Source organism: Massilia oculi (genome assembly GCF_017582745.1).
GTDB classification, from domain to species: Bacteria; Pseudomonadota; Gammaproteobacteria; order Burkholderiales; family Burkholderiaceae_D; genus Telluria; species Telluria oculi_A.
The window spans coordinates 13,735-29,148 of record NZ_JAFVIM010000025.1 but is presented as its reverse complement, the minus strand read 5'-3'; the positions used below and the strand labels follow the sequence as shown (position 1 = coordinate 29,148).

The window sequence follows — 15,414 nt, the reverse complement described above, 5'->3', positions numbered from 1 at the left end:
ATCACGACATTGATTTTTAACAAATGTTTACCCGACGTTCCGCTGGCGTAACATCGGGAGAGCGTCCCCACCATGAAGCGAGCCATCTTGACTCTCCTGCCCTCCCTGCCCGGCGCGTCCGGCCCGTCCGAAAGGCTGCCGACACGTGCGTGACCTGATCCTGCTGCTCGCCTTCGTCGCGATCATTCCCTTCATCTTCAAGCGTCCCGTCGTCGGCGCCCTGGCCTATGCGCTGGTGAGCCTGATGAACCCGCACCGTCTGGCATACGGATTCGCGGCGAACTTCCCGTTCGCCATGTACCTGTGCGTGATCACCCTGGCCGCCCTCGTGTTTTCGCGCGAACAGAAGAAAGTGCCGATGTCGCCGACGGTCGGCATGCTGCTGGTGTTCTTCCTGTGGACCACGACCGCGACCATCTTCGCCCAGATGCCCTCCGCCGCCTGGGAGGACTGGGACCGCTTCAGCAAGATCATGCTGATGGTGCTGGTCACCATCATGACGGTGCGCACCCGCAAGGACGTGCAGGCGCTGGCCTTCGTGGTCGCCATCTCGATCGGCTTCTGGGGCGTCAAGAGCGGCCTGTTCGTTATCGCGACCGGCGGCGGCGAAGGCATGCTGGGGCCGAAGGCGAGTTTCATCAGCGACAACAACACGCTGGCCCTGGCGCTGGTGACGATCACGCCGCTGCTGGTCTACCTGGTGACCCAGGTGCACACCAAATGGCTCAAGCGCGCGGTGCTGGCGATGGCGGCCCTGACCGCGCTGGGGGCGATCGGCTCGTACTCGCGCGGCGCCCTGCTCGGCTGCTTCGCGATGGGTTTCTTCTTGTGGCTCAAGTCGACCCACAAGCTCAAGACCGGGCTGGTCTTCGTGCTGGCGATCCCGATCGTGCTGCTGGCGATGCCGCCCGAATGGACCGGACGGATGCACACGATCCAGACCTACCACGAGGACGCCTCGGCGATGGGCCGCATCAATTCCTGGATGTTCGCCATCAACGTGGCCGACGAATTCCTGCTGGGCGGCGGGCCGAACGTGTTCTCGCCGCAGATGTTCATGCTGTACGCGCCGGAACCGGACCGCTACTACGACGCCCACAGCATCTATTTCCAGATCCTGGGCGAACAGGGTTATATCGGCCTGGCGATCTTCCTGACCATGTTCGTGGTGGCCTGGCGCGGCGGCGCGCGCGTGATCCGCTTCTGCCGCGACAAGGAAGACCTGGGCTGGGCGCTGATGCTGGCGCGGATGTGCCACGTCAGCATGATCGGCTACCTGACCGCCGGCGCCTTCCTCACGCTCGCCTACTATGACCTGATCTATTACGTGATCGCGATCCTGGTCACGCTCGACAAGGTCCTGATCCGCGCGCCGCAGAAGGACGACATCGTGCCGATGCGGCTGCCCTTCCTGGACCGCTTCACGCGGCCGGCCTCCCCGCCCGCGGCCATGCAGCCAGGGAGTGCGGTCGGCGGCCTGAAGCGGACCCGCTAGGCCTTACACCAGCACTTCGAGCGCCGGCGGATGGCCCAGGAACTGCGCCGGGCTGGCGCTGGCGCCGTAGGCGCCGGACTGGAACACCACCACCAGGTCGCCGACTTGTGCGTGGGCCAGCGGCATGCGGTCGGCCAGGATGTCGAGCGGGGTGCACAGCGGACCGGTGGCCGAGGCCGGGCCGCTGTCCGGCGCGTCGCCCGCGGCGTTCATGCGGTTGCCGACCGCCACCGGATAATTCTTGCGGATCACCTGGCCCAGGTTGCCCGAGGCGGCCAGGTGGTGGTGCATGCCGCCGTCCAGCACCAGGAATACCTCGCCGCGCGAGACCTTGCGGTCGATCACGCGCGCCACGTACACGCCGGCTTCTCCCACCAGATAGCGTCCCAGTTCCAGCGCCAGCCGCGCCTGCGGCAGCGCCGCGGCCAGGCGCGGCAGCCAGGCGGCCAGGTGCTCGCCCATCGGCGCCGGATCGATGCGCGCCTCGCCCGGAAAATACGGGATACCGAGGCCGCCGCCGATGTTCAGCTGGCGCAGCGCCAGCGGGCTGCCTTCGGCCAGCCGCATGGCCAGCTCGATGCTGCGCGACTGGGCCTCGACGATGGCGTCCAGGCGCAGGCTCTGCGAGCCGCTGAAGATGTGGAAGCCCACGAAATCCAGGCCCAGGGCCGCCACCTGCCGCAGCACGGCAGGGGCCTGTTCCTCGTCGATGCCGAAGGGCTTGGCGCCGCCGCCCATCTTCATGCCCGACGATTTCAGCTCGAAGGCCGGGTTGATGCGCAGCGCCACGCGCGGCGTGATGCCGAGCGCCTCGCCGATGCGCGCGGCGCGCGCCAGTTCGTGCTCGGACTCGACGTTCAGGCACACCCCGGCGGCGATCGCCTGGCGCAGTTCCGCATCCGTCTTCGCCGGGCCGGCGAAGCTGATGTGGGCCGGGTCCTTGCCGGTATCGAGCGCGGTCTTGAGTTCGCCGCTGGAGGCGACGTCGAGGCCGTCGACCAGGCCCGCCATGTGCTGCACCAGGGCCGGCATCGGATTGGCCTTGATCGAATAATGCAGCGCCACCTGCGGCGGCAGGATCGCGCGCAGGCCCGCTACCTTCGCGCTGCAGACGGCGCGGTCGACGGCGAAGAACGGCGTGCGGCCGACGCGCTCGGCCAGCCGGGTGAGCGGGATGCCGCCGACGTGCAGGACGTCGTCGACCACGGGGAAATGAATCTGGGGGGCGTGCTGGGGCTTGGTGCCGGTCATGGAATATGCCTGGGAAGCGATGAAGTCCGGCCGGTCACTGACCCTGGCCGGGCTGGAAGGTCGTGCGCAGCAGGTTACGGTCGATCTTGCCGTTCGGGTTGCGCGGCAGCGCCTCGTCGCGCACGACGATGTGGGCCGGGATCATGTAGGCCGGCAGCCGGCGCCGGCACTCGGCCAGCAGGGCGGCGCGGTCGACCGCATCGACGCAGTTGTCGGGGAGTGCCACCGCCACCGCCACGATCGCCTGGCCCAGCGTCTCGTCCGCGATGCCGAACACCGCCACTTCGCTCACCAGGCCGCTGGCATGCAGCACGCTCTCGACCTCGGTCGGGCTGATGCGGTAGCCGGACACCTTGATCATCTCGTCGCTGCGGCCGATGAAGTACAGGTAGCCGTCGGCGTCGCGCCGCACGGTGTCGCCCGACCATACGGCCAGCTCGGGCAGCGGCAGGGCCGGATCCTGGCCGGGCGCCCGGCGGAAGCGCTGGGCGGTGCGCGCCGCGTCGTTCCAGTAGCCCAGCGCCACCAGGGCGCCGCGGTGCACCAGCTCGCCCGGCTCGTCGGCCTCGCACAGGCTGCCGTCGGGGCGCACCACCAGCACCTCGGCGTTCGGGATCGCGCGCCCGATCGAATCGGGGCGGCGCGCCAGTTCGGCCGGCGGCAGATACGTCGAGCGGAAGGCTTCGGTGAGGCCGTACATCAGGAAGATCTCGGCGCGCGGCAGCGCCGCCCGCAGCGCCTCGACCGTCACCACCGGCATGGCGCCGCCGGAATTGGTGATGAAGCGCAGCGTGCAATCGGCCGGCCACTCCAGGCGCGACAGGGCGATCCACAGCGGCGGCACCGCGGCCAGGCCGGTGATGCGCTCGGCGCGCACGGCGGCCACGATGTCCTTCGGGAACAGGTAATTCATGAGCACCACGCAGGCCCCGCGCAGGAAGGCGGTGGTCAGCTGGCTCAGGCCATAGTCGAAGCTCAGCGGCAGCACCGCCAGCAGGCGGTCGTCGGCCCGCAGGCCCAGGTAGCCGGCCACGCTGGCGGCGCCGGCCACCATATTCCGGTGCGACAGCACCACGCCCTTGGGGGCGCCGGTGCTGCCCGAGGTGTACAGGATGGCCGCCATATCGGTGTCGATGCGGCGATGCGGGGCGGACGATGCCGCAGTCTCGAGCTGCGACCAGCGCAGCAGCGCCAGGCCCGAAGGGGACGGCGCCGGCTGGGCGCCGTCGGTCAGCAGCAGTGCGCGCAGGTCGGGGCAGCCGGCCAGGCTGGCGGCCAGCTGGGCCTGGCGTTCGGGCGTCGTCACCAGCAGGCGCACATTGCAGTCGGCCAGGATGTAGGCCACCTGCTCGGGTTTCAACAGCGGATTGACCGGCACGAACACGCAGCCGGCGGCGGCCGCGCCGAACATGGCCACCACGTTCTCGATGCGCTTTTCCATGTACACGGCGACCCGCTCGCCCGGCTGCAGTCCCTGGGCCAGGAACAGGGCCGCCGCCGCTCTTACCTGGTCGGCCAGTTCGCGGTAGGTGCAGCGCGCCGCGCCATAGGCCAGGGCCTCGGCGTCGGGGGTGCGCGCCGCGCTGTCGAAGATGCTGTCGTGGATCAGGTGGTTCATCGCATAGTGGGTCTGGTGGCTGCATTGGCGCGACGTGGCGCGGCGCGTCCTTCACACATCTGCAATCTTACCAGTTCGGGCCGCGCAACAAGGGGATTGCATGCTTTTTCGACATCGCTCCACGCGCGCGCGCAGCGCCGCCGGTGCGCGGAAACGGCGAGGCCGCATGTTATATTTAAATCATGCCGAGAATAAACACACCAGCAGCGCCAGCATGACCGACACCCGCAGCATTCCCTCCGTTCCCGTCCTCTCGCTCGGCACCTTTGCCGGCCGCGGCGCCACCCTGCCGGCGCTGGACGACGCGCCCGCGGTGCAGGCCGTCACGAGCGGCCGGATCGCGATCGGCATGGCGCTGCGCGCCCTCGGCATCAAGCCCGGCGACCGGGTGCTGGTCCCTGCCTACCACAGCCCCTCGATGATCCCGCCGGTGCACTGGTGCGGGGCCGAGGTCGTGTTCTACCGGGTCCATCCGGACACCACGGTCGACCTGGAGGACGTGGCGAGCAAGATGGGTCCCGGCGTGAAGGCCGTCATGGCCACCCATTTCTTCGGCTTCCCGCAAGACTTGCGCGCCCTGCGCGCGCTGTGCGACGCCCGCGGCGCCGGCCTGGTCGAGGATTGCGCCCACTGCTACTTCGGCGAGCGGGACGGCATCGCGGTCGGCGCCAGCGGCGACTATGCGATCGGCAGCAGCATGAAATTCTTCCCCATCTTCGAGGGCGGCTGCCTGGTCTCGCACCGCCATCCGCTGCCGGATGCCCTGGCCGGCGCCGGCGCCGGCTTCGAGGCCAAGGCGGCGCTGGCCGCGCTCGAGAACAGCTTCGGCCACGGCCGCCTGCCCGCGCTGCGCGCCGCCATGGCGCTGCCGCTGCGGCTGAAGACCGCGCTGTGGAACCGCGTCAAGGCGCGGGGCGCCGGCCCGGACGCAAGCACGGCCCCGGCGCTGGCCCCGTCCTCGTCGGACAGCAGCTTCGCCTTCGATCCGCATTGGGTCGACCGGCGCTCGTCATGGTTCTCGCGCGCCGTCCTGCGGCGTGCCGGCCGCGCGCGCCTGGTCGACGCAAGACGCCGCCACTACCTGGAGCTCGAGCGCGCGCTGGCAGGCGCGCCCGGCTGGCAACCGCTGTTCGCAGCGCTGCCCGACGGCGCCTGCCCCTGGGTGTTCCCGCTGCTGGCCGACCATCCGGACGCGCTGTTCGAACGCCTGCGCGCCGCCGGCGTGCCGATGGTGCGCTTCGGCGCCAGCCTGTGGCCCGGCGTGGACGCCAGCGTATGCGCCAACAGCGTGGCGCTCGGCCGGCGCCTGTTCGGCCTGCCCGTGCACCAGGAATTGCGCGCGCCCGAACGCGCCTGGCTGGCCGCCACCGTGCGCCGCGCGCTGGAAGAAACCACCGGGGAGGCGCCATGAGCTGGCGCGTGGTCCCGGCCGCCGAGGCGGCCCTTCCCGAACACCTGGAACGCTGGCGTCGCCTGCACGGGCAAAGCGCCGGCTCGCCGCTGCTGGCGCCGGAATTCGTGCTCCCCTTGCTGGCCGTGTTCGGCACGGGACGGGAAGTGCTGGCCTGGCACGAACGGGATGGAGAAACCGACATCATGGCGCTCCTGGCGCCGTCGCGCCCCGGCGCCTGGGACACCTTCCAGCCGGCCCAGGCCCCGGTCGGCCTGTGGCTGCAGCGCGATGCGCGCCCGCGCCCGGACCTGTTGCCCGGGCTGCTGCGGGCTCTTCCCGGGCCGGCCCTGATGCTGGGCCTGACCCAGTGCGACCCGATGCTGATGGAGCGCCCCGCCGCCGGCGCCGGCCTGCGCACCATGGACTACATCGAGACTGCCCGCGTCACCCTGCCGGCCAGCTTCGACGAGTACTGGAACACGCGCGGCAAGAACCTGCGCGGCAATCTGCGCAAGCAGCGCAAGCGCCTGCAGGACGACGGCGTGCCGACCCGGCTCCAGGCCAGCCGCGCGGTGCACGAGATGGCGGCCGCGGTCGAGGACTACGGCCGCCTGGAAAGCGCGGGCTGGAAGGCGAAGGACGGCACCGCCGTCAGCGCCGGCAACGAGCAGGGCCGCTTCTACCGCGCCATGCTGGAAGCCTTCGCCGCAATTGGCGCGGCCTGCGTCTACCGCTACTTCATCGGCGAGCGGCTGGCGGCGATGGACTTGTGCGTCGAGGGCGGCGGCTGCATCGTCGTGCTCAAGACGGCCTATGACGAAGGCATCGGCAACGGCCTGTCGCCGGCGCTCCTGATGCGCGAGGAAGCCACGCGCGACATCATTGAGTCACGGCGCTTCGAGCGCATCGAATTCTATGGACGGGTGATGGAGTGGCATCTGCGCTGGACCGGCGAGGTGCGCACCATGTACCACCTGAACGCCTATCGCTGGCCCTGGCTGGGCCGGCTGCACGCGCGCGCCGCCGGCCGCGCGGCCTGAAGCCGCCAGACGGCGGCCGATCGTCAGCTGGCGCGCTCGAGCGCCCGCGGCGCCGGCACGGCGGCCGGCGCCAGCGCCGCCGGCAGCGCCGACATGGCCAGGAACTGGCCGCCGATCTCGTCGCGGAACCAGGCGCAGTAATCGTGGATGGTGGACACCAGGCGCTCGCGCCCGGCCGCGTCGCGCACATAGGGCGTGTGGCCCGGCACCAGCGAGGGGCTGTGATAGGTCAGCGAGAACACCTCGCAGCCGTTGGCGCGCAGGGCGCGCGTCAGGCGCCGCATCTCGGCCCCGCTGGCCACCTCGGGACTGAGGCGGATGCGTTCCAGGGCGCGGGTGCGCGCCAGCATGCCTTTCGCGCGCAGCGCGCGCGCCAGCGGCTGCTCGGCCAGGTCGAACAGGCGCGGACCGATGGTGCGCAGCCAGCCGGCATAGCCGGTTGTCACCGGCAGCTCGAGCAGGCGCCGGCCGCCGGCCTCGAACCAGTAGGGATGTTCGTCGAAGGCGCGGAAGTCGGGCGCGCCATCGTCGTCGAAACGGGTGTACGGCACCACGCTGGCGTCGATCTCGTAGCCCAGCGCGGCCACCGCCTCGGCGCTGTGCGGCCCCAGGCCGTAGCGCCCGGACTTGAAGGCGGTCGGGGCGTGCCCGAAGGCCTCGCCGATGGCATTGGTGAGCATGCGCAGCTTGGCCAGCTCCAGCTCGCGCGGCAGGTTGCCGGCATACGAATTGAAACGCGTGACCTGTTCCTCGTAGGGCGGCGAGACCCAGGGATGGAGCTGGGTGCCGATCTCGCAGCGCCCTTCCTGCAGCAGGCTGCGCAGGGTGGCCGCGGCCTGCGGCGCGGTGGCCACCGGCCAGTCCACCATATAGGCCGGCACGATGCCGAAGCGATCGAACACCCGCTCGTGCATCAGCGGCTGGGCCGCGACCGAGGTGGTGCCGACGTTGGCGCGGTCGAACGGCCGGTCCCAGGCGAATTCTTCCTCGGTATCGACGATCACGATCAGAACCGGCGGCCTCCCGGCCGCCAGGCGGGCCGCTACGTGGTTGGTTGTGCTTAGCATTGCATCATTTCCGGGAAGCCCGAGCGCGCCAACGCGGCGCGGCACAACGGCCGGCACTGTGTCCTTGGTAAAGAGTCGGTGGACGGCAACGCCGCAGCGCAGGGCGGCGATGTTCCTGGTCCATCGGTGTTGTCATCCTAGCATATTAAACAATTATCGGATGACAACTCTTCCAAGCGTGTGCACGTGGAAACACACCTCTTGATACAGAACTCAATCCAGTAATTCACTCCCTCGAAATCGGTAAATTCGATAATCCAGCCTCTTACCACCCGTTTTTCATGGGTTTGACCCGGTATTTTTATTAAAACACATACAAAGATACCAACAAACTTGTGGTTTCTCTACGTCTTCGTATCAAAACATACTTGACTTTGTTGCCGCGAATAGTTTCAAGTCCGTCATTTCCGTTGTTTTTGCGCAGAAAATCAGCAAAAACACGAGAAATTGAACCACGGAAAAAGTTGGTCAGGGTAAAGTTCAGTTCCACACAGAAATTGATTTCCACACAGAATATTTTCTTGTCGACCTACTATCCTACTTCCATGACTTCCGATCAGATGACCCCGAGCCGCGCGGTACGTGGCAGCCAGAGCAACTTCCAGGCAAGCCAGCGTCCAACCCGCGTCGCGTCCATGATCGCCCCCGTACTGAGCGCCGCCCTGCTGAGCGCCTGCGGCGGCGGTGGCGCCGACAGCCCGGCCGATACGGTGGCATTCACGGATTCGAACACCTCGCTGGCCAAGACCACCACCGGTTTCACGCCGAAGCCGACCGCCCCCACCGTGCTGACCCCGGTGACCAACTCGCCGAACAATATCGTCGCCGGCCCGACCGTGACCGACGTCGAGATCCAGAACACCGGCCTGGCCCAGACCAATGTGCCGTTCACCTTCGGCCAGGTGGTCTCCGCCGGCCAGATGGCGAAGACCGACGGCCTGGCCGCGCGCCTGTCGAACGGCACCCTGATCCGCCTGCAGGCCGACGTCAAGGCCACCCACGCCGACGGTTCGGTGCGCCACGTGATCGTGTCCGGCGTCCTGCCAACCCTGGCCGTCGGCCAGATCGAGAAGATCCAGCTGGTCAAGTCGACCGCGTCCGAGCAGAGCACCGTCACCCTGCAAGGCCTGGCCGCCAGCGGCCTGAACGCGAACGTCGTGATCACCGCCGACGGCGTGCAGTACAACGCCACCCTGGCCGACGCGCTGTCGGCCCCGAACCCGGTCAACTGGCTGTCGGGCGCCGTCGCCAACGAATGGATCGTGAGCGTCCCGCTGAAGAACGGCGCCGGCGCCGTGCATCCGCTGCTGACCGCCAGCTTCGCGGTGCGCTGGTATCCAGGCCTGGAAAAGCAGGCCCGCGTCGACGTGATCGTCGAGAACACCAAGACCTTCAAGGCCGGCGCGCGCAACCTGAGCTATGACGTCAACGTCAACGTGGCCGGCCGCACCATCTACAGCCAGGCCGCGCTGACCCACTACCACCACTCGCGCTGGCACCAGAGCGCCTGGTGGGACGCCGCGCGCGCCCCGCAGGCCCACGTGCGCCACAACACCGCCTACCTGATCGCCTCGAAGGCCGTCTCGAACTACGACCAGAGCGTGGTGCTGGCGGAAAGCCTGCTGGCCGAACTCGGCAAGGGCGTGAGCGCCGCCAATACCGGCCCGATGAAGATCGGTCCCGTGATGGCCGCCATGGGCACCACCGGTGGCCGCGCCGACATCGGCCCGCTGCCGGCATGGTCGGTCGCCTACCTGCTGTCGAAGGACCAGCGCGCCCTGAACTCGATGATGGCTGCCGCCGACGGCGCCGCCAGCTGGTCGATCCACATGCGCGACGAGAACACCGGCTATCCGGTGCGCGTCGACAATGCGACCAACAAGAACATCTCGACCCACATGAACCTGGCGAACAAGGGTCCGCTGCCGGTGCCGCGCTGCGCCGACAACAACAACAAGCTGTGCTCGACCCCGTACCAGGAAGACACCGCCCACCAGCCGTCGATGGTCTACCTGCCCTACCTGCTGACCGGCGACTATTATTACCTGGAAGAGCTGCAGTTCTGGGCCGCCGCCAACCCGCTGGGTACCGATCCGGGCAACTCGGGCCAGGGCCTGGGCCTGATCCGCTGGCAGCAGGTGCGCGGCCAGGCATGGTCGCTGCGTACCCTGGGCCACGTCGCCTACATCACGCCGGACGCGCACCCGCTGAAGGGCTACTTCAACCAGCAGGTGGAGAACAACCTGGACTTCTACCACACGACCTACGTGGTGGGTAATCCGAACCAGCTGGGCGCCTACGACGGTTCGGGCAAGGGCACCTTCCAGATCACCGCCTCGGCGCCGTGGCAGGACGACTTCCTGACCTGGAGCTTCGGCTACCTGGCCGAACTCGGCTTCGCCAAGGCCCAGCCGATCCTGGAATGGAAGGCGAAGTATCCGGTCGGCCGCATGACCGCCCCCGGCTACTGCTGGATCCACGCTTCGGCCTACCACCTGTCGGGCTTCTTCAAGAGCGGCAAGCAGGTGTATGGCAACTTCTCGGAACTGTATGCAGCCAACTTCACCGGCGCGACCATCCCGAACGACGCCAAGGTGATCACCCATCCGAAGGGCGTGAACTTCATGGACATGCAGTGCAACAGCCAGGCCCAGGCCGACTGGATCACCAGCGCCAGCGGCAGCAAGTGGACGGTCAACCGCATGAGCGGCTACGCCGATTCGCCGATGGGCTACCCGGCCAACCTGCAACCGGCGCTGGCGGTGTCCGCCACCTCGAACGTCGCCAACGGCGCCCAGGCCTGGACCCTGTTCAACAGCCGCGGCAACAAGCCGGACTACAGCAAGGGTCCGCAGTGGAACATCATTCCACGCTGATCGGCTGATCCTCGCCGGCCCCGGCCGGTCGAGGGCAAATATGGAGGGCTTCCTGCTTCGGCAGGAAGCCCTTTTTTCTTTTGGGCAATCGATATTCCAGCTCGCGGTGATGCCCGATGACAAAAATACACTGTCCCGTGCGCGTGCGCCGGATGTTGCAGCATATAATGTTGTGCATCACAGCAAGGAGGACGGGCGAATGAAGGCCCGCTTCGCCGATTTGTCCGGCCCGGGCCAGCACCAGCGCCCCGCCGCCGACCGATACAGGAGCCAGTAGGGATGTCTTTAATTCACAGGGTAATCCAGCGCCTCAGGCGGGATTATTTCCGCGGGCAGCACAAGCGCGCGATCCAGAAAATCCTGGCGACCAGCCCGGTCGAACGCGGCGGCCTGCCATTCCTGCTGCTGTCGCAGGTGCACACGCGCGACGTGATGTCCTATCTGGTGGCGCTCAAGTCCTTCGTCCATTTCCTCAACCCGGAACGCATCGTGGTGGTCTGCGACCCGTCGATCACCGAGGCCGACCAGGCCCTGCTGCGCCGCCACGTGCCACACATCGAACTGCGGCCGGCCGACGAATTCGTCCACCCCGACATCCCGCGCGGCGGCACCTGGGAGCGGCTGTACGCGATCTCGGGCTTCGTGCGCGACCATTACGTGGTCCAGCTCGACGCCGACACCCTGACCCTGCAGCCGATTCCCGAAGTGCTGGAAGGCGTCCGCAACGGCACCGGCTTCGTGCTCGGCGAAATGCCCGACACCCCGATCCGCCTGCTGCCGGCGGTGCGCGAGCATGCGCTTGCCTTCCTCAAGCCCGGCGCCCACATCCAGACCATCACCGAATCCGAAATGGTCAATGTCGGCCTGGCGGCGGATGCGCGCTACGTGCGCGGCTGCTCCGGCTTCACGGGCTTCCCGCGCTCGGCTACCATGCGCGACAGCATGCTCGACTTCTCGCGCCGCATGACCGCCAAGCTGGGCGACGACTGGAAGCGCTGGGGCACCGAACAGGTGACCTCGAACTTCCTGGTCGCCAATGCGCATGGCACGCGTTCGCTGCCGTTCCCGAAATACGGCACGCCCGATTGCGCCACGGCGGAGACGGCGTTCTTCCATTTCATCGGCCCGGTACGCTTCATCAACAGCCAGTATGAAAAGTCCTCGCTCCAGGCGATCCGCATGATCGATGCCGCCCCGGCCCCCGCCGCCGACCTGCGCGCGCCGAGCTCGGCCGGCTGAAGCGCGACCGGCCAACCTGCGGCCGGCCGCGCAGGGCCGGCCCCCCGTCCCCAGCCACCATGCGACCACACCACCCATCCTCCGTCCCCTCTCTTTCATCCGCCCGGCGCCTGCTGGCCGCGCTGGCCCTGCTGGGCATGGCGGCGCTGCCGCTGCGCGTGGCGCTGGCGGCGGACGGCGCGCTGCCCGAGGTGCGCCTGCGCAACCTGGGCCAGGACCAGGCCGACATTCCCTTCACCTTCGGCCAGGTCGTGGCCCCCGGCCAGCTCAAGGCCAGGGACGGCGTGGCCGGACGCCTGGCCGACGGCAAGACCGTGACGCTGCAGGCCGACGTCAAGGCCACCCATCCGGACGGCTCGGTGCGCCACATGATCGTGTCCGGCGTGCTGCCGCGGCTGGCGGCGCGCCAGGAGGCGGCGCTGCAACTGGTCAAGGCCGACTCCGGCGCCGGTGCAGCCAAGCCGACGCCGCAGCGCCTGCTCGAGCGTGGCCTGGACGCCGGCGTGACCGTGACCATCGACGGCGTCGACTACCGCGCCTCGCTCAAGGAAGCGCTGGCCGGCGGCCGCGCAGCAAGCTGGCTGGCAGGTCCCATCGCCAGCGAGTGGCAGGCCGCGGCCCCGCTAAGGAACAAGGCCGGCGCCGTTCACCCGCTGCTCAGCGCCCGCTTCGGCGTGCGCTGGTATCCCGAGCTGGAAAAGCAGGCGCGGGTCGAGGTGGTGCTCGAGAACACCAGCACCTTCAAGCCCGGCATGCGCAACCTGGAATACGACGTCGCGATCCAGGTCGGCGGGCGCGAAGTACTGCGTAAACAGGCGCTCGTGCACTATCGCCATGCCCGCTGGCGCCACGTGGACTGGTGGGACGCCGAACGCGCGCCACGGGTCCACCTGCGGCCGGACGCCGCCTACCTGATCGCCTCGAAGGCGGTGCCGAACTACGACCAGCGCGTGGTGCCGCAAGAGAGCGCGCTGGCGGCCCTGGCCAAACAGCTCGAGCCGGCGAAGAACGGCCGCGAAAAGACCGGCCCGATGACGATCGGCCCGGTCAACCCCTATATGCCGACCTCGGGCGGACGCGACGACATCGGCCCGCTGCCCGGCTGGTCGGTGATGTACCTGCTGTCGGGAGACCTGCGCGCCCGCGATGCCATGCTGGCGGCTGCCGAAGGCTCGGGCGCCTGGTCGATCCACCTGCGCGACGAGAAGACCGGCTATCCGGTGCGCACCGACAACGACGCCAACCGCCGCCTGTCGACCCACATGAACATGGCCAATCGCGGCCCCTTGCCGGTGCCGCGCTGCGCCGGCAACGACAACAGCCTGTGCAAGACGCCCTACGCCCACGACACCTCGCACCAGCCGTCGCTGGCCTACCTGCCCTACCTGCTGACGGGCGACTATTATTACCTGGAAGAGCTGCAGTTCTGGGCCGCCACCAATCCGCTCGAGACGGCGCCGGAAAATTCCGGACTGGGCCAGGGCCTGGTGCGCTGGCAGCAGCTGCGGGCCCAGGCCTGGTCGCTGCGCACCCTCGGCCATGCCGCCTACATCACCCCGGACGCGCATCCGCTCAAGGCCTATTTCGGCAAGCAGCTCGACAACAACCTGGCCTTCTACCACGCCACCTACGTGGCCGGGAAACCGAACCGGCTGGGCGTCTATGACGGCTCGGGACAGAACACCTTCCAGGTCAAGGGTTCGGCGCCGTGGCAGGACGACTTCCTGACCTGGAGCTTCGGCTACCTGACCGAACTCGGTTTCACGAAGGCGCTGCCGATCCTGCGCTGGAAGGCGACCTATCCGGTGGGCCGGATGACGGCGCCCGGCTATTGCTGGACCGACGCCGCCGCCTACACGCTCAAGACCCGCCCCGAAGAAAAAGCGCCGGTGTTCTCCAGCTTCGCCGAGCTGTACCAGGCCAACTTCGGCGGCGAGGCGATCCGCATCAACGACGGCAAGCCGCTGGCAAACCCGAATGGCAGCCGCTACATCGACCAGCCCTGCGCCAGCCAGGCCCAGGCCGACTGGATCGGCGCCGCCGCGAAGCGCGGCTGGAAGCGCGGCGGCATGACCGGCTATGCCGAGTCGCCGCTGGGCTACCCGGCCAATATGCAGCCGGCGCTGGCGGTCGCGGCGACCCCGGACTGGAACGTGCCGCAGGCCGCCGAGGCCTGGGAACGCTTCGAAGGCCGCGCCGTCAAGCCGGACTACGGCAAGGCGCCCCAATGGGCTATCATTCCGCGTTAATATTTTTTTAAGTTTACGATGCTCGAGCAGTCACCGCCAGCCGACGCCTCCCTGCCCGGGGTCGTCTTCACCATGCGCTATCCGGACGACACCGGCTACGTGTGGAACCACATCGCCTACCTGCGCGACGAAGTGAGCGCCCACCTGGCCGGCCGGGCCCGGGCCGTCATGGCCTTTCCCCGCCTGAGCGGCAAGCCGAGCTACCGGCTGCGCCACATGCCGGCGGTGCAGCTCGACTGCTACGACAATTCGCCGCAAGCGCGCGCCGCCATCGCCGACTACGTCAAGCGCCACAATGTGAAGGTGATGGTGTTCATGAGCGCCATGCCGTCCACCGTCTGCCTCGACCTGCTGCGCGAGCTGGGCGTGCGTACCCTGAATACCGAGAACGACAGTTTCGACCTGAGCCGGCGCGACGGCCTGCCCAAGCGCGCCATGAAGTTCATCCTGCGGCGCCTGCTGCGGCGCCAGGTGCACGACCTGCACCTGGCCAACTCGAAGGGCCAGCGCCAGTTTCTGCTGCAGTATGCGATGCTGCCGCCCGAGCGCGTGGTCCTGATGACCAACTGCATCGACACCAGCCGTTTCAGCCCCGGCGACCGCGCCGCCGCGCGCATGCGCACCGGCCTCGATCCGGACCGCTTCTGGATCCTGGCCGTGTCCCAGGCCCGGCCCGAGAAGCGGGTCGAGGAGCTGATCCGCGTCATCCACCGGGTGGTGCGGGAGCGGCCCGAACGCCGCATCGGTTTCGTCTACGTCGGCGACGGCCCGCTGGTGGCCGGCTGGAAGGCGCTGGTCGAGGAACTCGGCCTTTCGGACGTGTGCGTGTTCGCCGGGCGCCAGGACGATACGCTGCCCTGGTACCGCTCGGTCGACCTGATGGTGCACGGCGCCGAGCGCGAAAGCTTCGGCCTGGCGGTGGTCGAGGCGATGTCCTGCGGGGTGCCGGTGGTCGCCAGCGCCGCCATGGGACCGAGCGAAACCATCCTCGACGGCAAGACCGGCGCCGTCATCCCGCTGCACGATTTCGACGCCTTCGGCGACGCCGTGCTGCGCTATGTCGACGATGCGGAACTGACAAAAAATCACGGCGCGAACGCGCGTGCGCATGTCGGGAGGGAATATAATGTTGTGCATTACAGCAAAGCTTTCGCGCAGCACATCATGCGATTCCTTTGACCGGGCC

General features: G+C 68.3%; 11 protein-coding genes. 8 read left to right on the top strand and 3 right to left on the bottom strand.

Annotated features, from left to right (window positions below; translation table 11 throughout):
* The first annotated feature begins 145 nt into the window (after positions 1–145).
* Entirely contained in the window at positions 146–1,495 is a 1,350-nt protein-coding gene (locus J3U95_RS23070) for a putative O-glycosylation ligase, exosortase A system-associated (protein ID WP_208280978.1), read from the top strand.
* A gap of 3 nt (positions 1,496–1,498) precedes the next feature.
* On the opposite strand, the gene J3U95_RS23065 is transcribed toward J3U95_RS23070, so the two are convergent.
* Both J3U95_RS23065 and J3U95_RS23060 read right to left on the bottom strand, forming a co-directional pair.
* Complete coding sequence (locus J3U95_RS23065) at positions 1,499–2,746, bottom strand: pyridoxal-dependent decarboxylase, exosortase A system-associated (RefSeq protein ID WP_208280977.1); 1,248 nt, start codon at positions 2,744–2,746, stop codon at positions 1,499–1,501.
* 34 nt (positions 2,747–2,780) lie between these two features.
* A complete protein-coding gene (locus J3U95_RS23060; RefSeq protein ID WP_208280976.1) occupies positions 2,781–4,364 on the bottom strand; it encodes an acyl-CoA ligase (AMP-forming), exosortase A system-associated in 1,584 nt (527 codons plus the stop codon).
* Between the two features lie 214 nt (positions 4,365–4,578).
* Between J3U95_RS23060 and J3U95_RS23055 the strand changes: the two genes are divergently transcribed.
* The gene (locus tag J3U95_RS23055) at positions 4,579–5,775 is read left to right on the top strand and encodes an aminotransferase class I/II-fold pyridoxal phosphate-dependent enzyme (protein ID WP_208280975.1); all 1,197 of its coding nucleotides are present in this window, start codon (positions 4,579–4,581) and stop codon (positions 5,773–5,775) included.
* Complete coding sequence (locus J3U95_RS23050) at positions 5,772–6,797, top strand: GNAT family N-acetyltransferase (RefSeq protein ID WP_208280974.1); 1,026 nt, start codon at positions 5,772–5,774, stop codon at positions 6,795–6,797. The genes J3U95_RS23055 and J3U95_RS23050 overlap by 4 nt, the downstream gene beginning before the upstream one ends.
* A 23-nt stretch (positions 6,798–6,820) precedes the next feature.
* Here the strand turns inward: J3U95_RS23050 and J3U95_RS23045 are convergent, their stop codons facing one another.
* Entirely contained in the window at positions 6,821–7,864 is a 1,044-nt protein-coding gene (locus J3U95_RS23045; protein ID WP_208280973.1) for a polysaccharide deacetylase family protein, read from the bottom strand.
* Positions 7,865–8,409: 545 nt separating this feature from the next.
* Between J3U95_RS23045 and J3U95_RS23040 the strand changes: the two genes are divergently transcribed.
* The 5 genes from J3U95_RS23040 to J3U95_RS23020 are packed head-to-tail and all read left to right on the top strand — an operon-like array spanning position 8,410 to position 15,407.
* Positions 8,410–10,740 carry a hypothetical protein gene (locus J3U95_RS23040; RefSeq protein WP_208280972.1) on the top strand — a complete coding sequence of 777 codons (2,331 nt, stop codon included), beginning with the start codon at positions 8,410–8,412 and terminating at the stop codon, positions 10,738–10,740.
* A gap of 40 nt (positions 10,741–10,780) precedes the next feature.
* The gene (locus J3U95_RS23035) at positions 10,781–11,017 is read left to right on the top strand and encodes a hypothetical protein (protein WP_208280971.1); all 237 of its coding nucleotides are present in this window, start codon (positions 10,781–10,783) and stop codon (positions 11,015–11,017) included.
* Positions 11,018–11,019: 2 nt separating this feature from the next.
* Positions 11,020–11,979 carry a glycosyltransferase family protein gene (locus tag J3U95_RS23030; protein ID WP_208280970.1) on the top strand — a complete coding sequence of 320 codons (960 nt, stop codon included), beginning with the start codon at positions 11,020–11,022 and terminating at the stop codon, positions 11,977–11,979.
* A gap of 59 nt (positions 11,980–12,038) precedes the next feature.
* Positions 12,039–14,228, top strand: a complete 2,190-nt coding sequence (locus tag J3U95_RS23025) for an RIFT barrel domain-containing protein (protein WP_208280969.1) — start codon at positions 12,039–12,041, stop codon at positions 14,226–14,228.
* Positions 14,229–14,246: 18 nt separating this feature from the next.
* Entirely contained in the window at positions 14,247–15,407 is a 1,161-nt protein-coding gene (locus J3U95_RS23020) for a glycosyltransferase family 4 protein (RefSeq protein ID WP_208280968.1), read from the top strand.
* Positions 15,408–15,414 lie beyond the last annotated feature (7 nt).